Origin of the sequence: Halosimplex salinum (assembly GCF_003730195.1) — an archaeon.
Taxonomy (GTDB): Archaea; Halobacteriota; Halobacteria; order Halobacteriales; family Haloarculaceae; genus Halosimplex; species Halosimplex salinum.
Map to the genome: position 1 here is coordinate 493051 of NZ_QWGG01000003.1, position 22470 is coordinate 515520.

Annotated in this window: 23 protein-coding genes; 12 read left to right on the forward strand and 11 right to left on the reverse strand. The window is 70.3% G+C overall.

Translation table 11 applies throughout. From position 1 onward, the window contains the following. The first annotated feature begins 44 nt into the window (after positions 1-44). From dgoD to D1409_RS10755, 4 genes are all read left to right on the forward strand, one after another. Positions 45-1199 (forward strand): galactonate dehydratase, encoded by a 1155-nt coding sequence (gene dgoD, locus D1409_RS10740; protein ID WP_123536888.1) that lies wholly within the window; start codon positions 45-47, stop codon positions 1197-1199. Positions 1200-1284: 85 nt separating this feature from the next. Then, complete coding sequence (locus D1409_RS10745; protein ID WP_123536890.1) at positions 1285-2547, forward strand: thermonuclease family protein; 1263 nt, start codon at positions 1285-1287, stop codon at positions 2545-2547. A gap of 502 nt (positions 2548-3049) precedes the next feature. Beyond that, on the forward strand, positions 3050-4000 hold the full coding sequence (locus D1409_RS10750) for a ferritin-like domain-containing protein (protein WP_123536892.1): 951 nt from the start codon (positions 3050-3052) through the stop codon (positions 3998-4000). Positions 4001-4113: 113 nt separating this feature from the next. Further along, positions 4114-5079 (forward strand): NADPH:quinone reductase, encoded by a 966-nt coding sequence (locus D1409_RS10755; RefSeq protein WP_123536894.1) that lies wholly within the window; start codon positions 4114-4116, stop codon positions 5077-5079. Between the two features lie 36 nt (positions 5080-5115). Here D1409_RS10755 and ddh read toward each other — a convergent pair whose 3' ends face one another. Together ddh and D1409_RS10765 are read right to left on the reverse strand one after the other, a co-directional pair. Beyond that, entirely contained in the window at positions 5116-6045 is a 930-nt protein-coding gene (gene ddh / locus D1409_RS10760) for a D-2-hydroxyacid dehydrogenase (RefSeq protein WP_123536896.1), read from the reverse strand. A gap of 85 nt (positions 6046-6130) precedes the next feature. After that, entirely contained in the window at positions 6131-7312 is a 1182-nt protein-coding gene (locus D1409_RS10765; RefSeq protein ID WP_235853540.1) for an MFS transporter, read from the reverse strand. A gap of 287 nt (positions 7313-7599) precedes the next feature. Between D1409_RS10765 and D1409_RS10770 the strand changes: the two genes are divergently transcribed. After that, on the forward strand, positions 7600-8157 hold the full coding sequence (locus D1409_RS10770) for an NADPH-dependent FMN reductase (RefSeq protein WP_123536898.1): 558 nt from the start codon (positions 7600-7602) through the stop codon (positions 8155-8157). Positions 8158-8205: 48 nt separating this feature from the next. Here D1409_RS10770 and D1409_RS10775 read toward each other — a convergent pair whose 3' ends face one another. The 3 genes from D1409_RS10775 to D1409_RS10785 all read right to left on the reverse strand — a co-directional run bounded on the left by D1409_RS10775 (position 8206) and on the right by D1409_RS10785 (position 10897). Further along, a complete protein-coding gene (locus tag D1409_RS10775) occupies positions 8206-9117 on the reverse strand; it encodes a dihydrodipicolinate synthase family protein (RefSeq protein WP_123536900.1) in 912 nt (303 codons plus the stop codon). Between the two features lie 98 nt (positions 9118-9215). Next, on the reverse strand, positions 9216-10160 hold the full coding sequence (locus D1409_RS10780) for a carbohydrate kinase family protein (protein ID WP_123536902.1): 945 nt from the start codon (positions 10158-10160) through the stop codon (positions 9216-9218). A 53-nt stretch (positions 10161-10213) separates the two neighbouring features. Further along, a complete protein-coding gene (locus D1409_RS10785; RefSeq protein WP_123536904.1) occupies positions 10214-10897 on the reverse strand; it encodes an RNA 2'-phosphotransferase in 684 nt (227 codons plus the stop codon). Between the two features lie 143 nt (positions 10898-11040). Between D1409_RS10785 and D1409_RS10790 the strand changes: the two genes are divergently transcribed. After that, entirely contained in the window at positions 11041-11211 is a 171-nt protein-coding gene (locus D1409_RS10790) for a DUF5786 family protein (RefSeq protein ID WP_123536906.1), read from the forward strand. 28 nt (positions 11212-11239) lie between these two features. On the opposite strand, the gene D1409_RS10795 is transcribed toward D1409_RS10790, so the two are convergent. Then, positions 11240-11578 (reverse strand): DMT family transporter, encoded by a 339-nt coding sequence (locus D1409_RS10795; protein ID WP_123536908.1) that lies wholly within the window; start codon positions 11576-11578, stop codon positions 11240-11242. 101 nt (positions 11579-11679) lie between these two features. Between D1409_RS10795 and D1409_RS10800 the strand changes: the two genes are divergently transcribed. Together D1409_RS10800 and D1409_RS10805 are read left to right on the forward strand one after the other, a co-directional pair. Continuing rightward, the gene (locus D1409_RS10800) at positions 11680-12507 is read left to right on the forward strand and encodes a TrmB family transcriptional regulator (RefSeq protein ID WP_123536910.1); all 828 of its coding nucleotides are present in this window, start codon (positions 11680-11682) and stop codon (positions 12505-12507) included. Between the two features lie 129 nt (positions 12508-12636). Beyond that, the gene (locus D1409_RS10805) at positions 12637-13374 is read left to right on the forward strand and encodes a GNAT family N-acetyltransferase (RefSeq protein ID WP_123536912.1); all 738 of its coding nucleotides are present in this window, start codon (positions 12637-12639) and stop codon (positions 13372-13374) included. Between the two features lie 6 nt (positions 13375-13380). Here the strand turns inward: D1409_RS10805 and D1409_RS10810 are convergent, their stop codons facing one another. The 5 genes from D1409_RS10810 to D1409_RS10830 all read right to left on the reverse strand — a co-directional run bounded on the left by D1409_RS10810 (position 13381) and on the right by D1409_RS10830 (position 17983). Next, positions 13381-13833, reverse strand: a complete 453-nt coding sequence (locus tag D1409_RS10810) for a hypothetical protein (RefSeq protein WP_123536914.1) — start codon at positions 13831-13833, stop codon at positions 13381-13383. A 77-nt stretch (positions 13834-13910) separates the two neighbouring features. Further along, on the reverse strand, positions 13911-14738 hold the full coding sequence (nadC, locus tag D1409_RS10815; protein ID WP_123536917.1) for a carboxylating nicotinate-nucleotide diphosphorylase: 828 nt from the start codon (positions 14736-14738) through the stop codon (positions 13911-13913). Positions 14739-14752: 14 nt separating this feature from the next. Continuing rightward, entirely contained in the window at positions 14753-16393 is a 1641-nt protein-coding gene (locus D1409_RS10820; RefSeq protein WP_123536919.1) for an L-aspartate oxidase, read from the reverse strand. A gap of 2 nt (positions 16394-16395) precedes the next feature. Further along, positions 16396-17529, reverse strand: coding sequence for a quinolinate synthase NadA (nadA, locus tag D1409_RS10825; RefSeq protein ID WP_123536921.1), 1134 nt, complete (start codon positions 17527-17529; stop codon positions 16396-16398). 211 nt (positions 17530-17740) lie between these two features. Further along, positions 17741-17983, reverse strand: coding sequence for a ferredoxin (locus tag D1409_RS10830; RefSeq protein ID WP_123536923.1), 243 nt, complete (start codon positions 17981-17983; stop codon positions 17741-17743). A gap of 414 nt (positions 17984-18397) precedes the next feature. Here D1409_RS10830 and D1409_RS10835 point away from each other — a divergent pair, with 414 nt between their 5' ends. From D1409_RS10835 to D1409_RS10850, 4 genes are all read left to right on the forward strand, one after another. Further along, the gene (locus tag D1409_RS10835) at positions 18398-20839 is read left to right on the forward strand and encodes an ATP-dependent DNA helicase (protein WP_123536926.1); all 2442 of its coding nucleotides are present in this window, start codon (positions 18398-18400) and stop codon (positions 20837-20839) included. A 19-nt stretch (positions 20840-20858) separates the two neighbouring features. Next, positions 20859-21443, forward strand: a complete 585-nt coding sequence (gene cgi121 / locus D1409_RS10840; protein WP_123536928.1) for a KEOPS complex subunit Cgi121 — start codon at positions 20859-20861, stop codon at positions 21441-21443. A gap of 96 nt (positions 21444-21539) precedes the next feature. Then, on the forward strand, positions 21540-21980 hold the full coding sequence (locus D1409_RS10845; RefSeq protein WP_123536930.1) for a universal stress protein: 441 nt from the start codon (positions 21540-21542) through the stop codon (positions 21978-21980). Between the two features lie 32 nt (positions 21981-22012). Further along, positions 22013-22462, forward strand: coding sequence for a universal stress protein (locus tag D1409_RS10850; protein WP_123536932.1), 450 nt, complete (start codon positions 22013-22015; stop codon positions 22460-22462). Positions 22463-22470 lie beyond the last annotated feature (8 nt).

Below are 22470 nucleotides of genomic sequence, written 5' to 3' on the forward strand. Positions count from 1 at the left end.
GAACCGTTTAACCCGGTCGGCCGAGCAGATAGCGGACGAGACCAGTGACGACCATCACCGACTACGAACTGTTCGAGGTACCGCCGCGGTGGCTCTTCCTGAAAGTCGAGACGAGCGACGGACTGGTCGGCTGGGGCGAACCCGTCGTCGAGGGCCGCTCGAAGACCGTCGCGACCGCCGTCGAGGAGCTGCTGGACACCTACCTGCTCGGCGAGGACCCCGCCGACATCGAGGACCACTGGCAGGCGATGTATCGCGGCGGGTTCTACCGGGGCGGCCCCGTCCTCATGTCCGCTATCGCCGGGATCGACCAGGCGCTGTGGGACATCAAGGGGAAACACTTCGGCGCGCCCGTCTACGAACTGCTCGGCGGGAAGGCCCGCGACCGCGTCCGCGTCTACCAGTGGATCGGCGGCGACCGGCCGGCCGACGTGGGCGACGCCGCCGAAGAGCGGGTCGACGCCGGGCTGACCGCGCTGAAGATGAACGCCACGCCCGAACTGCGCCGCGTCGACAACCCGGCGGCCGTCGAGGCGGCCGTCGACCGCATCAGGACGGTCCGTGAACGCGTCGGGGACGAGGTCGACATCGGGCTGGACTTCCACGGCCGCGTCGCCAAGTCGATGGCCAAACGCATCGCCGAGGCCGTCGAGCCCTACGAGCCGATGTTCGTCGAGGAGCCGGTGCTCCCGGAGAACAACGACGCGCTCCCGCACATCGCTCAGCACACGACGACGCCGATCGCTACCGGCGAACGGATGTACTCCCGCTGGGACTTCAAGGAGGTGTTCGAGCAGGGCACCGTCGACGTGATCCAGCCCGACCTCTCGCACGCCGGCGGGATCACCGAGGTCTCGAAGATCGCGGCGATGGCCGAGGCGTACGACGTGGCGCTCGCCCCCCACTGCCCGCTGGGTCCCATCGCGCTCGCCTCCTGCATCCAGGTCGACGCCAACGCCCCGAACGCGCTCATCCAGGAGCAGAGCCTCGGTATCCACTACAACGAGGGCACCGACGAACTGGCCTACCTCGAGGACCCCGACGTGTTCGACTACGAGGACGGCGCGGTCGCGCTGCCGGAGGGCCCCGGCCTCGGGATCGAGATCGACGAGGCGTACGTCCGCGAAGCGGCCGAGGCGGACGTGGACTGGCACAACCCCGTCTGGCGCCACGACGACGGCGGCGTCGCCGAGTGGTAGCGGGCGCTGCCGGCGACGATCCGCCGACCGACGGTCGGACCGACGCCGAAGTAACTGACAAGTGAGTGTCGGTAGGACGTTCCGTATGCCCAGCGACATCGCGGCCGACACCACCCACACCGTGACGGTCGTGGAAGTGACGGACGGCGACACCGTGGACGTGCGCTTCGACGACGGCCGGGAGGAAGAGGTCCGTATCGTCGGGCTCGACACGCCGGAGACGGAGCGAAACCGGCGGTTCGAGCGCACCCAGGAGTGGCCGGGGATGGACGACCCCGAGCGGCTCGCGGAGTGGGGCGAGCGCGGCAAGGAGTTCGCCCGCGAGCGCCTCGCCGGCGAGACGGTCACGCTGTCCTTCGACCCGAGCGAACCGGCCCGCGGCAACTACGGCCGACTGCTCGGCTACCTCGAGTACGACGACCGGGGCGAAACCGTGTTCTACAACCGCGAACTCGTCGCCGAGGGGTACGCGCGGGCCTACCACTCCGGGATCACGACACACGACGCGCTCGCCGGTGCCGAGGAACGGGCCCGCGAGGCCGACCGGGGGCTCTGGGGGGAGACCGACCCTGGCGCGACCGACCCCGTCAGGGACGACCCGGTCGAGGAACTGTTCCTCCCGTGGCCGACGAGCGTCAGGGCCGCCGACGGACCGCTCGCGAGCGAACGCGCGCCGGTCCGCGCCGAGTCGACGGCGACGCAGACGGTCCGGGCGTCGAGCGCCGTCGACTACGGCGACGACCCGATCCCGCTGGTCGGCGTCGACCGGGACGCCCGCGTGGCGGTCGTCGGCGGGCTGCTGGTCCACGAGGACTACGAGCAGTCGGAGGGGTTCCCCGTCGACACGAGCGAGTTCGGGGGGTTCCCGTTCCTGACGAACCTCCTCGCGTGGCTGGCCGGCCGCGACGGCGACGTGCTGGTCGACGGCGGTCACGGCCAGTTCGGCGTCGACTACGCCCTCTCCGCGGAGGACGCCGCCTACTACCGACGATACCTGGAGGGACAGGGACTGGAACTGGTCCAGCGCAACCGCCTCTCCGGGCCGTTCCTCGACCGCGGCCGCGGCCTCCTCGTCGCGACGCCGGTCGGGCCGCTCGGCGAGGGAGAACTCGACCGGGTCAGGTCGTTCCGCGACGGCGGCGGGAGCGTCGTCCTCCTCGGGAGCGCGGCGGCGCCGGCCCACGCTCGCGAGAACCTGAACCGCGTCGCGGAGGGACTGGGGTCGGACCTGCGGGCGAACGCCGACCTCGTCCGCGACGTCGACCACAACGTCGACGACGACCCGGCGCTCCCGACGACGGGTCGGTTCGACCGGTCGCTACCGCTGTTCGGGGCGTTCGGGGACTGACACGCAGAAAGTGGACGGGTCGAGGGGGAAAGGGTGCGCCGCCGCCGGCGCAGTGGGTTGGGGTGTGTCCCTACGCTCCCCCGAGCGCGGAAACGGGTTGGAAGTGGACAGGGTGGGTCGCGGATGGGGTGTGCATCCGTGGTGGGATGCGGGTGGGGCGCATCCGTGGTAGGATGCGAGTGGGGTGCATCCGTGGTGGGATGGGGCTCGCAATCGCACGAGCCATTTCATCGTTGGGGCTTGACACGGAAGTTTGTCGTCCCTCAGTGATTAGGTATCCAGACTGCTACGTCGACCGCTGACGGATCGAAGGTCGCGACCGACCGCTCCGGCCGCGGGGGGCAGACTCCCGGAGGGAGCGCGCGAGCAGTGGCGTCAGTTGACAGGTGCTGTCGCAATTACTGATGTTACTCACACCTGGCTCAGGCTTACTACCGACTTACCTGTCTATAACTATTCCTCGAAAACCCTTGCGTCGGACCGCTGGGTTACCAGCGACACCATGACAGATTCAGACGACCCACACCCGATCGCGGAACGCATCGCACGTTCAGTAACACGAGCCCCCGAGGAGGGGAGTAGCTCCCGCCGCGGCTTCCTCGCCCGCTCGGCGCTGGCCGGCGGAGCCCTGCTGGCCCTCGGCGGCGGCACGGGCGCCGCGCTCGCACAGGAAGGCGACGACGACGACGACGGGATGACGGCCGACGAAATGACGGCCGCTTTCGACGACGTCGACGGGACCGACATCGACGTCCTCAACTACGCGCTCACGCTCGAACACCTGGAGGACGCGTTCTACCAGGAGGGGATGGACATGTTCGACGAGAGCGACTTCGTCGACGCCGAGAGCCTGTCGTCGTACAGCGAGGAGTACCGGCGGGAAGTGTACGCCTACGTGCAGTCCATCGGCGAACACGAGGCCGCCCACGTCGACGTGCTCACGCAGGCCGTGGAGCTGCTGGGCGGAGAGCCCGAACAAGCGGCGACCTACGACTTCGGCGTCGAGAGCGTCGACGACTTCCTCGCGCTCGGGGCGGTCCTCGAGAACACCGGCGTCGCGGCCTACGCGGGCGCGGCCCCGTTCGTCGAAAGCCCCGACCTGCTTGGCGCCGCGCTGTCGATACACAGCGTCGAAGCGCGCCACGCGGCCGTCCTCAACGAGGTCACCGGCGAACCGCCCGCCCCGGACGCCTTCGACGCGGCGGCATCACAGGCGGACGTGCTCGAGGCCGTCGGTCCGTTCATCGCCTCCGACACCGGCGCCGAAACGGAAACCGACGACGGGACGGACGACGGCACCGAGACGCCCACGGACGACGGCACTGCCACCCCCACGGACCACGGCACCGACACCCCCACGGACAACGGCACCGCGACCCCAACGGATCACGGTACGGCCACCGCGACGGACGACGGCGAGGGGACCGACACTGGGACGGCGACGGACAGCTAACCCGGTCGAGGCGGTCCGACTCCGGCGACACGTGCGACATTTTTTCGACGGGGCGGTCCGACCGGCGCTCGTCACCCACCGTTATCTGTGTCCGCTCCGACCTCTCGATCGATATGCGCGCTGTACGCCTCCACGACCACGGCGGTCCCGACGCGCTGACAGTCGAGGAGACAGACCGACCGGACCCGAACCCGGACGAACTACTCGTCGAGGTCGCCGCGGCCGGCGTCAATCCCGTCGACACGTACTTCCGCGACGGGTCGTACGAGCCGGTCTCGCTCCCCTTCACGCCCGGCGTCGACGTCGCAGGCGTCGTCGCCGCGACGGGCGACCGCGTCGACGAGTTCGACGACGGAGACCGCGTCTTCGGTACCGGCATCGGCAACGGCGGCCATCAGGGCGCCTACGCCGAGTACGCGACGGTCCCCACGGACCGGGTCGTCCACCTGCCCGACGACGCCGACCTGACCGAGGCGGGTGCGGCGGGCGTCGCGTCCGTGACGGCCTGGCGGGCGCTCGTCGACCACGCCGACCTCGACCCGGCCGAGCACTGCCTGGTCCACGGCGGGTCGGGCGGCGTCGGCCACGCGGCCGTCCAGGTCGCCGACGCCGTCAGCGCCCGAGTGATCACGACCGCCCGCGAGGAGTATCACGACGCGCTCACGGAGATGGGCGCCGAGACCGTGCTCGACTACGGCCGCGACGACCTCGCCGACGCGGTGACGGACGCCTCCGCCGGCGGAGTCGACGCCGTCCTCGACCACCGACTGGACGACTACCTCCAGTTCGACGCCGACGTGGCCGCGACCGGCGCGCGAGTCGTCGGCATCGGCGAGAACAGCCCCGACCCCGGGTTCACGAACGACGGCGCCGCCCGCTCGAAGGACGTGTCCTACCAGTTCATGTCGATGTTCAACACGCCCGACCTGCGGGTCCCGCTCCGCGGCGTCGCCCACCTCATGGAACGCGGCGCCCTCTCGGTCGAACTCGCGCGCTCCTACGACCTCGACGAGGCCGGCGAGGCCCAGCGCGCCGTGATGGAGGACTCGTTCCTCGGCAAACTCGTGATCGAACCGTAGGCGGTCGACGGCGACGAGAGTGGCGCGGCCGGCCCGTCACAGCACCCGGTTGACCGGGTCTTCGCCGGTCCCAACTCGGCGGACGCTCTCCTCGAGGATGGCGGCCACGTGGCGGTAGTAATCGCGAGTGTAGGCGGCGCAGTGGGGCGAGACGATCACGTCGTCCATCTCCCACAGCGGCGACTCCTCGGGGAGCGGTTCCGTCTCGAAGACGTCGAGCGCCCCGCCCGCGATGTCGCCGTCCTGCAGAGCCGATACGAGCGCCGGCTGGTCGACGACGCCGCCTCTCGCGACGTTGATCAGGTAGGCGTCCTCGCGCATGGCGTCGAGTTCCGCGGCGCCGATCAGGTCGCTGGTCGCGTCGGTCAGCGGGACGGCGAGGACGACGAACCGCGCGTCAGCGACGGCCTCGCGGAGGTTCCCGGTCGTGTACACCCGGTCGACGCCGGGTTCGGGGAGCGGGGAGCGTCGGACGCCGACCACGTCCATCCCGAGCCCGGTCAGTCGGTCGACGATGCCGCGGCCGAGGCCGCCGAGGCCGACCACGCAGGCCCGCTCGCCGGCGACGGTCCACCCCTCGTCCCAGCCCGGGCGAGACCACTCGCGCTCGGTCTGGTTTGCGGCGTGGTCGTGGATCCGCCGGGCAAGCGCGAGGGCAAACCCCGCGACGGTCTCGCCGACCGCGTCGCCGTGGATGCCGGTGCTGTTCGTCAGGACGACGCCCGCCTCCCGGAAGCGGTCCTGGGGGAACCGGTCGACCCCGGCCTGGATCGAGTGGACCCAGTCGAGGTCGAGGAAGGCATCGCGGTGTTCGAGCGTGACGACGGCCTGGCAGTCGGCGAGCGAGTCGGGCGAGCCGTCGACGACAGTCACGCCGACCGAGGCTGCCGCGAGCCGCTGTGCGAGCGGCTCCGGCGGGAACACCGCCGCGACCGATTCGTCGATCCCGATCCGGTCGATCTCCATGGTCGAACGTACTCGGCCGCGGATAGTAACGGTTGCTCCGAACCGGGCTTGCCCGGCGACGGTCGGTAGGGCCGCCAGCGGCCCGTCACTCCCCAGTGGGGAGCCGTCCGGCGCGCGCGAGCGCGGCCATCCCGACGGTGATGACGCCGACGAGGACCGCGTAGCCGCGGAAGACCCCCGAGTAGGAGAGCCCGAACTGGGCGAGCGAGCCGACCGCGACGCTCCCGGGCGCCTGCATCAGCATCATGACCGCGCTGTAGCCCGAGTAGGCGCTCGCGCGGTTCTCGTCGGGCAGCGAGTCGAGGAGGTACGCGTCGGCGACCGGGAACAGGCCGTGAACCACGAGGCTCATCACGACGGAGACGGCCGCGACGGCGAGCCAGCCGGTGACGAGCGTGAACGCGAACAGCGTGACGACGAACCCCGCGAGGATGCCGAGCAGGACGGAGAGATAGGAGAAGCGGTCGGCGAGGCGCCCGGCGACGACGAACGAGGGGACGCCCGCTGCGAAGGTCACGGTCAGGAGGGTGTTGGCCGGCCCCGTCGCGATGCCCTTGGCGCCGAGGTAGGTGACGTAGAAGTTGAACACGCCCTGCCAGACGAACCCCGAGAACCCGACGAAGACGACGCCGGCGGCGACGAGGTGCCACTGGGCGCGGATCGCCCCCAGCAGGTCGCGGTCCTCGACGCCGGCCGTCGGCAGGTCCGCCCGGCGCAGCGCGAAGACGAACACGACCGTCAGCGCGAGCGAGAGGACGGCCAGCGCGCGGAAGGAGATGCGCCACGACCCCATGGCGATGGCCAGCGAGACGAGAAAGGGGGCCGTGACGGCGGCGATCTGCGAGGACATCCCCCGCAGGCCGACCGCCAGCCCAACGCGGTCGGGGTAGAGTTCGCTGACCAGCGGGTTCGCGGCGATGAAGAACACGCCGGAGGCGAGTCCGACGAACAGCGCGCCGGCGACGGTGACGCGGATGTCCGGGGAGAACGCCGTGAAGCCGGCCGCGGCGGCGAGGAACAGCCCCATCCCGACGAGCACGCGGTGACGAGCGACGCGCGTCAGGAGATACCCCGTCGGGAGGCGGGGGAGCGCGCTGCCGACCCAGACGGCCGTCGCGGCCAGTCCCGCCGTCGCCGGACTGACGCCCGAGCGGATGAAGAAGTCGACCAGCGGCGCGAACGCGATGCGCCCGAAGTTCACCAGGAAGGAGAAGGCGCAGATGGAGACGAACACGCCGGCGCGCCCGCGGGGTTTGGCGGGGCTCACGACGGCCAGCTCCGGGGTGGGCCCGCTCGTCGCGACCCGAACCGGCGGCCGGACGACGACGCGATCTGCCCGTCCGGGGCCGGACGGCCGACGATGCCGCTCGAAGAGGTCACGTTCCCCGGTCGCTCCTACGAGCGTTTGAACCCCTCGCTCCCGGTCGATACTTCCGTTTGCGGCCCGTTCACGAGACACTCGGACCGCGGCCGGCGCGCGGTCGAACCCCTCTCGAATCCTACCAAAACGCGGTTCAGCGAACCTTTATTCGCGCGGTGCTCCGATCCTGATACATGACCCGCCCCGACGTCGTCGCAGTCTGCGGGAGCCGTCGCGAGGGGAGTTACACCCGCAGAGCCCTCCGTATCGCCCTCGACGCCGCGAGCGAGGCCGGCGCTCGCACGGAACTGCTGGACCTGCGAACGGTCGACCTGCCGCCGTTCGACCCCGACGCCGAGGAGGGGGACGCCGTCCGCGAGTTCAAGCGCCGGGTCCGCGAGGCGGACGCCGTCGTCCTCGGTTCGCCGGTGTACCACGGCTCCTACTCGGCGACGCTGAAAGACGCGCTGGACTACTGCGGCAAGGACGAGTTCGCGGACACGACGGTCGGCCTGCTCGCCACCGCCGGCGGCGGCAGTTACGCGAGCACGTTCGACCACCTCCGCGTGGTCGTCCGGTCGGTCCACGGCTGGACCGTCCCGACCCAGGTCGGCATCCGGGGCGCCTACGACAAGTTCGACGGGCCGGAGATCACCGAACCCGGCCTCGAAGACCGCGTCCGCGAAGTCGCCGCCAACGCCCACGTCGCTCCCTCCGCCCCGCCGGAGATCGCCGCCGGGTGCGACGACTGACTGTCGCCGCTCCGCTCCGTTCCGCTCCGTTCCGTTCCGTTTCGCGACTCAGATCAGGTCGAGCGTGCGGAGCGTCCGCTCTAGCTGGACCTCCTCGTCGCGGTCCATCCGCTGGAGCGGCCGGCGCATCGGTCCGGGGTCGAACTCGACGTCGGGGTGGAGGTCCAGCGCGGACTTCACGCCCCCGAGGTACGGACCGCGGTCGATGGCCTTCCACACGTCGAACACCGTGCTCTGGAGTTCGCGAGCGCGACCCTCCTCGCCGCCGACGTAGGACTCGTAGAGTTCGACGGTGAGGTCCGGGAAGACGGTCGAAACGGCGCTGACCAGACCCGTACAGCCGATCTCCAGTTCCGCGAACAGCAGCGAGTCCAGCCCCGCGAGGTAGGTCAACTCGGGGTGCTGGTCGATGGCCTGCCCGAGCCACGCCACGTCGCCGCTGGAGTCCTTGACGCCGACGATGCCGTCGATGGTCGCCAGTCGGTCGAGGGTCTCCAGGTCGAGTTTGTTGCCCATCCGCGCCGGGAAGTGGTAAATGTACACCGGGATCTCCACGGCGTCGGTGACCTCCTCGTAGTGCTCGACGATCGCCTCGCTGTCGATCGGGTAGTAGTAGGGGATGCCGACGACGACGGCGTCGGCGCCGTTGGCCTCCGCGTCGAGGGCGTAGGAGACCGTGTTGCGCGTGCTCGGGGCGCTGACGCCGGCGATCACCGGCACCTCCTCGCCCACCTCGTCGACGACCGCCTCGATGACCGCCGCGCGCTCGTCGGGCTTGAGCATCGGGAACTCCCCGTTCGTGCCCAGCGGGAACACCCCGTGGACGCCCCGATCGACGACGAACCGCGCGTGCGCCGCCGTCGCATCGAGCGCGAGGTCCTCGTCGTTCTCGAAGGCGGTGATCGTCGGCGGGATGACCCCGCGGATCGAAACGTCACGTGTCGGTCCTGATTGCGTCATCTGTCGATCCCTCCACGACCCCGGCGCATGAACCTGTCGCTAGAGGACAGTGATGCGACCCCGCGCCCGGACGGGTCCGACGACGCGACCGAGTCCGGCTACGCCACCGAATCCGGGTCGGGTAGTTCGGCCATCCCGCCGGCACGAGTCGTCGAGGCGGCGGCGACGGCGTTGGCGCGTGCGAGCACCGCGTCGAGGTCCCGCTCGCCCCCGGCGAGCGCGTCGACGACTCCCGCGGTGAAGGCGTCGCCCGCGCCCGTCGTGTCGACCGCCTCGACGCTGTACCCCTCGTGTGACGCCTCGGCCGGACCCCACGGCGCGGCTTCGGCCGCGGCGGCCGCCGCGCCGCCCTCGCCGAGCGTCAGGAAGACGGTGTGCGGACCGCGCTCGTGGAGCTGTGACGCGACCGCGGTGACGTCGGTGGCGTCGCCCGCCACGCCCGCTGGACCGAGGTCCTCCGGCGACGCCTTGACCACGTCGACGCGGGGGAGGAGCCGCTCGACTTCGGTCTCGAAGTCCGCGTCGGCCCACAGCTCCGGCCGGGCGTTCAGGTCGAAGACGACGGTGCAGTCGCGTTCGCTCGCCCGTTCGACCAGATCGTGAATCGCCTCCCGCGAGGGCGAACTCGCGAGGAGGACGCTCCCGACGACGACCCACTCCGCGTCGGCGAGCGTCTCGTCGGGCACCCGCCCGGACCGGAACCGGGTGTCGGCGGTGCCGTCGCGGTAGAAGGTGAATCGCGGGCCGGTGTCGGGGTCGCCGCTGACGAACGCCAGCGTGGTCTTCGCGTCGGGGTCGCGCTCGACGAAGCGGTCGGGGACGCCCCGGTCGGCGAGCGTGTCGGCGAGAAAGTCGCCGAACGGGTCCGCGCCGACGCGCGTCCAGAACCAGGGTTTCCGGTCGAGCTGTGCGAGACGGACGGCGACGTTGGCCGGAGCGCCGCCGGGCCGCCGGGCGAACTCCTCGGTCGCCGCCAGCGCACTGGCGCTCCCCGGCAGGAAGTCGACGAGCGTCTCGCCGGCGACGAGGACGGTCGGGTTCATACCCCTCCCTTTCGCGCCGTCCGGCAAGAGTCCGCGGGGTTCGTTCCCGGTCGTCAGCCTCCCTCCAGCACGGACAGGTACTCCGGGGGCACCCGCTCGGCGGTGTACGTCGCGCGGCCGCGCCGCGTTATCTCGTGTCCGTCGGCGCGCATCGCCGCGGCGTCGACTTCGAAGACGACCGGGTCGGCGGCGTGGCGGCCGCCGACGCGGCGAGCCGCTTCGAGGGTCCCGGAGAGGTGGACGAGCTGGCGCGACATCGGTTTCAGGCCCTCCCCCAGGATCGCCTCGCGGTTGCGCGGCGCGGTGCCGTGATACAGCGTCCCCGGAACCGGGCCGTCCCCCGACGCCAGGTCGACGTCGACGGAGTGGCCGTAGGCCGCGCGGACGCGGTCGGACTCCGCGGTGGTCGCTCCCTCGTGCGCCCCGCTCCCGACAGCGCCGCCGGTCCGCTCGAAGCGCCCGTTCGGGTCGGTCGCGACGACGGCGGCCACGCGCTCGCGGCTCGCCCAGTCGTACTGGCGTTCGGCGGCGGCGACGAGGGCGTCGAACGGCGTCCATCCCGCGTCGTCGAGCCGGAGGCCCGCGTCGTCGGGGAAGTGCCTGAGCGCGCCCGAGAGGAACTTCGAGAGGCGCCGCCGACGCTCGCCGTCGAGGACGGCACGTCCCTCACGCTCGCAGCCCGGGCAGGCCTCGCCCTCGAAGACGCCGTGCTCCTCGCACGTGCGAACGTCGGTCATCGGTCGACGGTTCGGCGCTGGCCCGGAAAACTCGTTCGCCGGTCGGCCAGAGGCGGCGTCTCGCGCGTGCGAAGCGGTGACAGGTCCCGGAGCGCCTCGCGACCGCACCGTTTTTTACCTCGATCCCGCTAGCTGAATCTACAATGGGCTTCGGGAGCTACGACGAATCCGAGCAGGAGAACCAGAACAGCGACGCCGACTACGACGACGAGGACACGCTCAACGTCCACGAGCACAACCACGACGGCGAGGTCTCCGTCGAGGGCGGCGAGGACGCCGACCTGCTCGTCGACCGCCTGCAGGACATGAAGTAAGTCCTCGACGCGTCACACCACAGTCCGCTCAGTGCGCGGGGGCGTAGGCCTCCGAGAGGACGTTCAACACGAGGACGCCCGCGACGACGAGCGCCATGCCGACGACCGCGGCAACATCGATCCGTTCTTCGAAGACGACGACGCCGAGCAGCGCCGTCCCGACGATCCCGGCGCCGGCCCACGTCGCGTACACCAGCCCGACGGGCAGGTCTTCGAGCGTCAGCCCGAGCAGGTAGAACGAACCGACGTACCCGACGACGACGACGGCGCTGGGGAGGAGGTGTGCGAACCCGTCGCTGGCCTTCAGCGCGGCGGTTCCGGTCACTTCCGCGGCGATAGCGAGCGCGAGCGTCAGATAGGGGCGCATGGACGGGCCGACGCGATCCGCCGGAAAACCGCTTGTCGAACCCGCTCCCACTTCCTGTTCGTTCCCGAATACTTTAGTCCGACCGCCGCCCACCGCGAGGTATGTCGGACCTCGGGGAACTGGGGCTGTCGAGCTACGAGGAGAAGGTGTACCGGGCGCTGCTGTCGCTCGGGTCGGCGACGGCCGACGCGGCCTCGGAGGCGAGCGGCGTGCCGATGGGGCGGATCTACGACGTGCTCAACGGCCTCGACGCCCGCGACATCGTCCGAAGCCAGTCGACGGACCCGACGACCTATGCCGCGGTCGACCCGGAGACGGCGGCCGAGCGGTTGCTGGCCGAGCGCCGTCGCGAACTCGACACCCGCGCGGAGCGCTACGAGGAGATCGCCGCGGGGATCGGCCCGGAACTGGCGGCGACGATGCCCGCCGAGAGTCGGTTCTGGGCCGCGCCGCTCGGGAGCGACACCGCCGTCTCGCTGGAGCGGGACCTGTTCGCCGCCGCCGACGGCACCGTCCGCTCGGCGATGAGCTACCCGTACGCTGCCGCGCCGTGGGAGCGCTACGAGCCGGAGGTCGACCCCTTCTACGACGCGCTCGAACCGGACGTTGAGGTGCAACTGCTCGGCCACGCGGCGATGCTCGACGCCGCGCCGCCAGAGGTGGTCGCGGAGACGGTCGACTCGCCGTCGAACGTCTCGCTCCGGGTCACGACCGACCTCGAAGCCACCTTCGACGTGGTCGACGGCGACGAGGTGTGTTTCCACGTGCCCCATCCGCTCGACAGCGGCGAGCGACTGGGCGTGATCCACGTCCGCGACGGGTCGATGGCCGGTCGATTGACCGAGGTGTTCGACCGCGCCTGGGCCGAGGCGGAACCGCTGTCGACCGTCGTGGAAAGCGAGGTCCGAGCGGAGCGAGGACCTCGATAGGCGAACGGGGAGTGCGCGACGCGAAGCGCCGCAAACGACCCGTGAGTGGCGGTCGCCGAGCGGAGCGAGAGACGGACCGAACGGTGGCGCCCACCACCTACTTACTGCTGGCACGGCTAGACGCGCGTGATGTCGGTCCCTGACGAAGTCGACCTCTCCGGCGACCGCAAGCGCCTCTATCGGTTCGTCGAGCGCCACGGACCGGTCGAGCCGTCGGTCGTCGCGGAGACGGTCGGGGTGGACCCGGAGTCCTTCCAGCACCACGTCTCGATCCTCGAACGCGACGACCTCCTGACGGAGGACCGGGAGGGGCGCTTGCGCCCGCGCCTCCAGTCCGGCGAGGCCGAGGAGTTCTCGGAGGCGGGCGTCTCCTACACCGTCCGCCCGGCGCGGCCGGCGGACTTCTCCGGCGTCGTCGGCGTCATCCGCGCGGTCACCGAGGAGCGGACGTACATCACCGCCGAGACCGTCGCCGAGGAGTTCGACTACGAGGAGACGCTGTTCAGGCGCACGCCCACGGAGTGTCGCGTCGTCTTCGTCGCCACCGTCGCCGAGGAAGTCGTCGGCTGGGCCCACGTCGAGGCCCAGGAGCAGGCCAAGCTCCGCGGCACCGCCGAGGGGACCGTCGGCGTCCTCGAGGGGTATCGCCGCCACGGCATCGGCAGTCACCTCCTCCAGCGGAGCGTCGCGTGGGCCGCCTCACGGGGCTGCCGGAAAGTGTACGACAGCATCCCGGCGACCAACGGCGCCGCCATCGACTTCCTCGAACGCAACGGCTGGCGGATCGAAGCGGTCCGCGAGGACCACTACGAGATCGACGGCGAACTCGTCGACGAAGTGATGCTCGCCCGCCGACTCGACGAGTGAGACCCCTTACTCGTCCCAGTCGTCGCTCGACCACGCGTCCTCGTGGTCCTCGACGGACGATTCGCCCGCGCGCGGGAGCGCCCGAGACAGGACCACGTACTCCGTCATCGCCAGCGCGAGCGCGACGGCGATCGGGAGGAGGGGGTTCTCGAAGACGAACAGGAGCGCGAGGACCACGACGCCGGCCCCGGAGAGCGCGTAGCCCGCCGCGCCGGGGTGGAAGCTCCGCGCGAGGTTCTGGTGGTCGTCGCGGACGTAGTTCTCGTCGGCCCGACGGATCGTGTAGGGGATCGTGTAGAACATGCCCACCCCCGAGAGCGCGCCGATGACCAGCGCGACCGCCAGTCGGTCGAAGAGGAGGACCGTCACGTACGCGAGCATTCCGAACGTGACCAGGGCGGCGGCGCCGCCGACGAACCCGGGGGAGACCACGCCCTCGTCCAGCGTCGATTCTGCCATGCCTGTTCGTTCACACCGCTGTCAATAAAACGATAGGGGACGGCGCCCGCTGTGTTCCCGTCCGGAACGGCTGCCCGTCACCCGGTACGGAAGGAGAGATCGAGCGTCGGCGCGGAGTGGGTGAGACTCCCCATCGAGATCACGTCGACGCCGGTCGCGGCGTAGTCGGGGACGTCTTCGACGGTGATCCCGCCCGACGCCTCTGCCAGCACCTCGCGACCGACCTCGTCGGCGGCCTCGTGGAGCAGTCCGACCGCCTCCGCGGTCGTCTCGGGGTCCATGTTGTCGAGCAGGACGATGTCCGCTCCCGCTTCTGCGGCCCGGGGCGCTTCCGCGACCGTCTCGACCTCGACCTCGATCTTCGTCGAGAACGAGGCCCGCTCACGGAAGTGCTCGACCGCGCTCTCGAGGCCCATCTCGGCGACGTGGTTGTCCTTGACCATCACCATGTGCGAGAGGTCGAGGCGGTGGGTGTCGCCGCCGCCGGCGACGACCGCCCGCTTCTCGATGCCGCGGAGGCCGGGCGTGGTCTTGCGGGTGCCCGCGACCCGTACGTCGTCGCTCTCGGTCCGTGCCGCGTCTACTGCCGCTCGCGTCTTCGTGGCGATTCCCGACGCGTGGCCGGTGACGTTGACGGCGACGCGCTCGCCGCGCAGGACCTCCCGAGCGGGGCCCGCGACTTCGAGGACGCGATCACCGGATTCGATCCGGTCGCCGGCGTCGGCGCTGTCGGTGACGGACACGCCGAGGTACTCGAAGACGGCGCTGGCGGCCTCGAGACCGGCGACGACGCCGGACTCCTTCGCGACGAGACGGCCGGTCGTCTCGCCGGGGACCTGGTTGGTCACGTCGTGGTGGCCCACGTCCTCGCGGAGCCACTGTTCTATCTTGGAGTCGGGGATCATCTCGAATCGATCCCTCAGTCCGCCCGCGTCGTCGCGGGCTCTTCGACGAGATTGTGCGTGCCGACGGACTCCTCGTTCTCGGCGGCGGCCCGGGCGACCAGCAGGGCCGTCACCGAGGCGTGACGGAGTTCGTACAGCGACCGCGAGGTCCGCGTGCGGACGTAGGCGTCGACTTCGCCCTTCAGTCGCCGGAGCACCGCCTGCGCGCGCCCGAGGTCGTCGGGATGGCGGCGGATGCCGACGTACTCGTCCATCACGCGGCGCAGGCGGACGAACTTCTCGGCGGCGAAGTTGTCGGGGAGCGCCGGGTCCCGGTCCAGCAGTTCCGGCGCCTCGACGACTTCGGGGTCGTAGTCCGCGGCGTCCTCGCCGGCGCGGAGGCCCCAGACGAGTCCCTCCAGCAGGGAGGTCGATGCCAGGCGGTTGGCGCCGTGGACGCCCGTGCGGGAGCACTCGCCGACGGCGTAGAGGCGGTCGAGCGAGGCCCGCCCGCGGGTGTCCACGTCGACGCCGCCACAGAGGAAGTGCTCGGCGGGGCCGACCGGGATGCCCGCCTCCCAGTCGACGCCCCGCTCCTCGCACTTCTCGGCGAGGTCCGGGAACTCCGCGGCGAAGTCCAGCGGGGACACGTCCAGCAGGACTTCGCCCGTCGCGTCTCGCTCCTTCTGGACGGCTCGCGACACCACGTCGCGTGGCGCGAGTTCGGCGTCGGCGTGGTAGTCGGGCATGAAGCGCTCGCCCTCGGCGTTGACGAGGTGGGCGCCCTCGCCCCGGACGGCCTCGCTGACGAGGAAGGGGCCGTCCCCCTGTTCGTCGCCCTGCTCCGCGGCTTCGCCGCTTCGCTTCGAGGCGCTCCGCGCCTCGCTCCCGGGATACACCGTCGGATGGAACTGGACGTACTCCATGTCCGCCACGTCCGCGCCGGCCATCGCGGCCATCGCGATGCCGTCGCCGGTCGAGCCGTCGGGGTTGGTCGAGCGCGGGTAGAGGTCGCCGATACCCCCGGTCGCGAGTATCGTCGCGCCCGCGAAGGCGGGGGTGACCTCGCCATCGTGTTCGAGCAGGGCACCGTTGACGCGGCCCTCGTGGCTGACGAGTTCGAGCGCGGCGGTGTCGTCCAGTATCTCGACGCCGTCGTGGTCGTCGAGGTAGTTGAGGAACGGGACGTGGATGTGCTTGCCAGTGGAGGCGTCGACGTGGAGGATGCGGGGCTCGTCGTGGGCCGCTTCGCGCGTGAAGTCGAAGTCGTCGCCCTCGCCGTCCGTACTGCCGTCGCTCCCGTCCTCGGTCGTGTCGAAGTCGACACCGAGGGTGTCGACAAGCACGTCCCTGACCGCATCGTTGGCCTCGTCGACGAGCACGTCCACGGCCTCCGGGTCGGCGGTGTCGGCGCTGGCGGCGAGGATGTCTTCCTTGAACTGCGCGGGGTCGTCGCGAGAGACGGCGATGCCGCCCTGGGCCCACCACGAGGACGAACCCTCGGGACGGGTGGCCTTCGTCGCGACGGTCACGTCCGCGCCCTCCCGGGCGGCACCGAGTGCGGCGGCCAGACCGGCGATACCGGAGCCGACGACCAGCACGTCCGTCTCGTCGTACTCGTCGTAGTCGTCCAGATCGGCGGTCGTCTCGTCGGCCTCGGACTCACTCGCACTCATGGTCAGATCTCCAGCATCCGGTCGAGCGCGACCTGCGCGAGTTCCTTCTCCTCCGGTGCGACCTCGATGACGTTGCGCTCGCGGCCCTCGACGAGTTCTTCGAGCACCCACGTCAGGTAGTTGGGGTCGATCTGGCGCATGGCGTTGCAGTCCATGCAGGCGTCGCCACAGAGGGGCAGCACCTCCACCTCGGGATGCCAGCGGTCGAGGTGCTTCGCGAGGTGGATCTCCGTCCCGATAGCCCACGCGTCGCCGGGGTCGGCCTCCTCGACGACCTCGCAGATAGTCGCGGTCGACCCGACCACGTCGGCGGCCTCGACGACCTCGCGGCGACACTCGGGGTGGACGACGACGTTCGCGTCCGGGCGGCGCTCGCGCAGGTCCTCGATGTGGGACTCGCTGAAGCGCTCGTGGACCTGACAGTAGCCGTCCCAGAGGACGATGTCGTTCTGGACGACCTCCTCGGCGTCCTTGCCCTCGGGGTCCCACGGATCCCATTCGGCGATCTGGTCCTCCATGCCGAGTCGGTACGCGGTGTTCTCGCCGAGGTGCTTGTCGGGGAGGAAGAGGACCTTGTCGCCCTTCTCGAAGGCGTACTCGAACGCCTTGTGGGCGTTGGAGGACGTACACACGAGTCCGCCCTGCTCGGCGCAGAACGCCTTCAGATCGGCGTAGGAGTTCATGTACGTGATGGGGATGATCTCCTCGTCGGGCGCAGCCCCCGTAATTTCGGCCCACGCGGCGTCGACCTGCAGCGCCTCGGCCATTCCGGCCATCGGACAGGACGCCTCCATGCTCGGGAGGATGACGCGCTGGGAGTCGTCGGTGATGATGTCGGCGGACTCGGCCATGAACGTCACGCCGCCGAAGATCACGTAGTCGGCGTCGGCGTTGGCCGCTTCCTTCGAGAGCTGGTAGGAGTCGCCCACGAAGTCGGCGTGCTCGACGATCTCGCGTCGCTGGTAGTTGTGGCCGAGAATGACCACGTCGTCGCCGAGTTCGTCCAGCGCCGCCTCGATGCGTTCGGTGCGTTCGGCCTCCTCTAGCTCGCGGTAGGCCGGCGGCAGCTGTTCCAGGTTGTCGTACTTGAAGAGACTGAGGTCAGTCTCGAACTGCGCGGTTTCCATCTCGGGCATGGTGGTCAGTTGGGTTACCTGATTCTATGGACCGCCGTATTGAAAAGATTTTGCCTTCAATACAGTATATCGGTGAGAAGACTATCCGCTGGATGGGCTATCGACCAGATATCGGAGACAGTTTCCGTCTTTGTTGATTCTTGGTATTTGTTACCACTCGACGATATCGGCGAGAGATACTGCGGAGAAGAATGGGCGGAGCGGTGACGGGTCAGACGATCTGTTCGCCGTCGTCGTCGTAGACTTCGATGGCGTCAACGGGGCAGGCCCGCGCGGCGAACTTGGCGTCCATCTCGGCGTCCTCGGGCACCTCGCGGACGAAGATGTCCTCCTCCGCTTCCTCGCTGTCGGCGAGCACCGCCTTCCCGGCGTCGGTGTCGCGCTCGAAGGCGTCCCACTCGGCGACGCACTGGAACATCCCGATACAGGTGTCTCGGTCGTACTCGATTCGCATACCGGGAGTTGGCCGGCGTCTGGCATAGTGGTGACGGGACGGCGATTCGCGTTCAGTAGGTGTGCGAGTTGAGTGGTTATTCCTGCGGAGTGAGCCGTGGATAGAAATCGAGCTGGAGTGACCGCAGTCGTCAGCAAGCGCTGAAAGCCCTCGGCGCGCTCGCTCACGGCTCACTTTGCCGGCTGTGCTGAGCATTCGCGCGAACGGAGTGAGGCGCGGTTCACCGTCAGAGCAAGCTCTGACGTGCCCGCGGTCGTTCGCAGCGCTCACTCCCGCGGACACCGAGCGCGAACGCAGTGAGCGCTCGGCCTTTTTCACCCATGTTTTTGCCGGAGGGGTCGCGCCGTGCGCGACCCCTCCGGGAAAAAGATGGTCCCGGTAGTTTAAATCCCAGAGGGCGTTACCGGACCAGTAATGGACGTCGCGGACATTCCGGGCGTGCCCGACTGGTTGCCCGACCACCTGCGAGCCGACGGCATCGAGTCGCTGTACCCGCCACAGGCCGAGGCCGTCGAGGCCGGCGTCACCGAAGGGGAGAACCTCGTCGCCAGCGTCCCCACGGCCAGCGGCAAGACGCTCGTCGCCACGCTCGCCATGCTCGCCTCCGTGGAGCGCGGGACGCGAAGCGCCCCGGACGACGAGAGCGGCGAAGCCGCGAGCGGCCGGCGGGGCAAGGCGCTGTACATCGTCCCCCTTCGCGCGCTCGCGAGCGAGAAGCGCGAGGAGTTCGAACAGTTCGAACAGTACGGCCTCGAAGTCGGCGTCTCGACCGGGAACTACGAGTCCGAGGGCGGGTGGCTCGCGACGAAGGACATCGTCGTCGCCACGAGCGAGAAGGTCGACTCGCTGGTCAGGAACGACGCGCCGTGGCTGGACGAGCTGACCTGCGTCGTCTCCGACGAGGTCCACCTCGTCGACGACCCGAACCGCGGCCCGACGCTGGAAGTCACCCTCGCGAAACTCCGGCAGTTGAACCCGGACCTGCAGACCGTCGCGCTCTCGGCGACCATCGGCAACGCCGAGGCGCTCGCCGACTGGCTCGACGCCGCGCTGGTCGACTCCGACTGGCGCCCCATCGAACTGAAGAAGGGCGTCCACTACGGCCAGGCGCTCCACCTCGAAGACGGGTCTCAGAGCGAACTCCCGGTCAGGAACTCCGAGAAGCCGACCGCCGCGATCGTCCGCGACACGCTCGAAGACGAGGGGTCGACGCTGGTGTTCGTGAACTCCCGGCGCAACGCCGAGGCCGCCGCCGGACGACTCGCCTCGACCGTCGAACCCCACCTCACGCCCGAGGAGCGGGAGCAACTCGCCGAGGTGGCCGACGAGATCCGCGACGTGAGCGACACGGAGACGAGCGACGACCTCGCCGACGCCGTCGAGGGCGGCGCCGCCTTCCACCACGCCGGCTGTGCGAACGACCACCGCTCGCTCGTCGAGGACGCCTTCCGCGACCGGCTGATCAAGGTCGTCTCCGCGACCCCCACGCTCGCCGCGGGCGTGAACACGCCGTCGCGGCGGGTCGTCGTCCGCGACTGGCGGCGCTACGACGGCACCGCCGGCGGGATGCAGCCCCTCTCGGTACTCGAAGTCCACCAGATGATGGGTCGTGCCGGTCGGCCCGGTCGCGACCCCTACGGCGAAGCGCTTCTGCTCGCGAACAGTCACGACGAACTCGACGAACTGTTCGAGCGCTACGTCTGGGCCGAGCCCGAGGACATCGAGTCGAAGCTCGCGGCCGAGCCGGCGCTGCGGACGCACATCCTCGCCACCGTCGCCTCAGGGTTCGCCAACTCCCGCGAGGGCCTGCTGGAGTTCCTCGAACAGACGCTCCACGCGAGTCAGAACGCCGACCGGGTCCAGCTCGAACGGGTCATGGACGACATGATCGAGTATCTCGAGGTCAACGAGTTCCTGGAACGCGAGGACGACGGCGGACTCACGGCCACCTCGCTGGGACACACCGTCTCGCGGCTCTACCTCGACCCGATGAGCGCCGCGGAGATCATCGACGGCCTGCGCGCCTGGAAACGCGGGACTGGACGGGCGGGCACCACGACCGACGCGTCGACGGCCGAGGGGCCGGATCCCGACGAGGAGCCGCCGGGGTTCACCGCTGCCAGCGACCTGGCCGACGATGCCGACGACGAGGAAGCCGAACGGCCCGACCCCACGGCGATGGGGCTCTACCACCTCGTCGCGCGCACGCCGGACATGTACGAGCTCTACCTGCGCTCGGGCGACGAGGAGGAGTACCAGATGCTCGCCTTCGAGCGCGAGGAGGAGTTCCTCGGCTCGATGCCCAGCGAGTTCGACCCGGCCTTCGAGGACTGGCTCTCGGCGCTGAAGACCGCGCGTCTCCTGGAGGACTGGGCCAGCGAGGTCGACGAGGACGAGATCACCGACCGCTACGACGTCGGCCCCGGCGACGTGCGCGGCAAGGTCGAAACTGCCCAGTGGCTGCTGGGCGCCGCCGAGTCGCTGGCCGGCGAACTCGGCCTCGGTCTCGCGCCCGCCGTCCGGGAGGCGCGAGTCCGCGCCGAACACGGCGTCCGCGAGGAGCTGACCGACCTCGCGGGCGTCCGCGGCGTCGGCCGCAAACGCGCCCGCCGGCTCTACCAGGCGGGCATCGAGGACCGCGCAGCCCTCCGCGACGCCGACAAGTCGGTCGTCCTCGGAGCCCTGCGCGGCCGCGAGCGCACCGCGGAGACGGTGCTTGAGAACGCCGGCCACCGCGACCCGTCGATGGACGACGTCGAGCCCGACGCGGCGGCTCGCCCCGACGAGACGGGGAGTCCCGACGCCGTGACCGAGCCGGACGACGAGGAAGACCAGTCGAGCCTGGGTGACTTCTGATGGGCCGAGGTGGAGCCTGATGGAGCTCGTCGAGGGGACCGCGACCGTCGACGACCTGGACGAGTTCGTCGCACGCCTCGGAGCTATCGGCGACGAGCACGGCGTCACCGTCCAGGCGTTCGACGCCCGCGCCGTCGTCGACCGCGCCCACCTGGAACGAGCGGTCGAACTCGCCGACCGCGCGATCGGACGCGGCGAGCACGTCGCCCGCGACCGGGGCGTCGAGATACTGCTGTACGCGGCCGGAACGCGCCAGATCGACCGGGCACTGGAACTGGGCGTCAGCCCGGGCGAGTGTCCGGTCGTCGTGCTGGTGGATGCGGTGGAGGATAGCGGCAGGGACGGCGACGGCGACAGGGACGGCGGCACAGACGCAGACGCAACCGCAGAGGCAGACGCAGAGGGGGCCGAACAGCGAGCCGCGGCGGCCGTTCGCGAGATGGACGGCCCCGGATCGGTCGACCCGGGTGAGACGCTCGGAGCGTTCGACGCCGAGCGAGTCCGGGCGTTCTTCGAGGTCGGCGACGCCGAACTGGAGGCGGTCGACGGGACGCTCGCCGACGTGGTCCGCGAGCGCGTCGCGCTCCTCGACGTGGAGAAGTGAGCGAGGGCACTCCGCCGGTCGGATCGGACGGGACGGCATTCCCACGGGGCGAGAGTCGCCGCCAGCAGTATATGTCTGTACGGCGAACACTCGCGTATGTACGAGGACATCCTCGTTCCGACGGACGGGAGCGCCGGTGCGAGCGCCGCGCTCGACGAAGCGATCGACCTGGCCGATGCGTTCGACGCGACGGTCCACTCGCTGTACGTGGTCGACGTCGCCGCGGTCGGGCCGGATACCGGCGCCGTCGACCTCGCCGAGTCGTTCGAGCGGATGGGCGAGGAGGCGACCGAAGCGGCCGCGACCCGGGCCCGCGACGCCGGCGTCGACGCCACGAGGTCGGTCGCGACCGGGAGTCCCCACCGGGCGATCCTCGACTACGCTGACGACCACGATATCGACCTCGTCGTGATGGGCACGCACGGCCGGACCGGACTGGAACGGTACCTCCTCGGGAGCGTCACCGAGAAGGTCGTCCGCGCCGCCGAGATCCCCGTGTTGACGGTCCGCGCGAGCGAGGAGGAGGGCGAGGAGTAAGGCTCAGGTGTGCGCGTGCCATACGTTCACACATGCGATTCGTCGTAGCAGTCGACGGGTCCGCCGAGAGCGACCGCGCGCTCGACCACGCCGTCGAGATGGCGACGGCGGCCGGGTCGACGCTGACAGCCGTCCATTCGGTCGACCCCGACGTGTACGACCTGGGCGGGAGCGAGCCGCCCGCGAACAGTTCGGAGTTCGAGGAGCGACTCGTCGTCGAGAGCGTCAGCGACGCCGAGACCCGCGGCGAGCGACTGCTCGGTGACGCCGTCGACCGGGCGGCCGAAGCGGGACTCGACGCCGACGCCGAACTGCTGTACGGCGACCCGGTCGAGACGATCCCCGACTTCGCGACGCGAGAGGGGTACGACGGCGTCTTCGTCGGCCACCGCGGGCTCTCCGAGGAGCACGAACGCGTGCTCGGGAGCGTCGCCAAAGGCGTCGTCGAACGGTCGTCGGTCCCGGTGACCGTCGTCCGCTGACGGCGTCC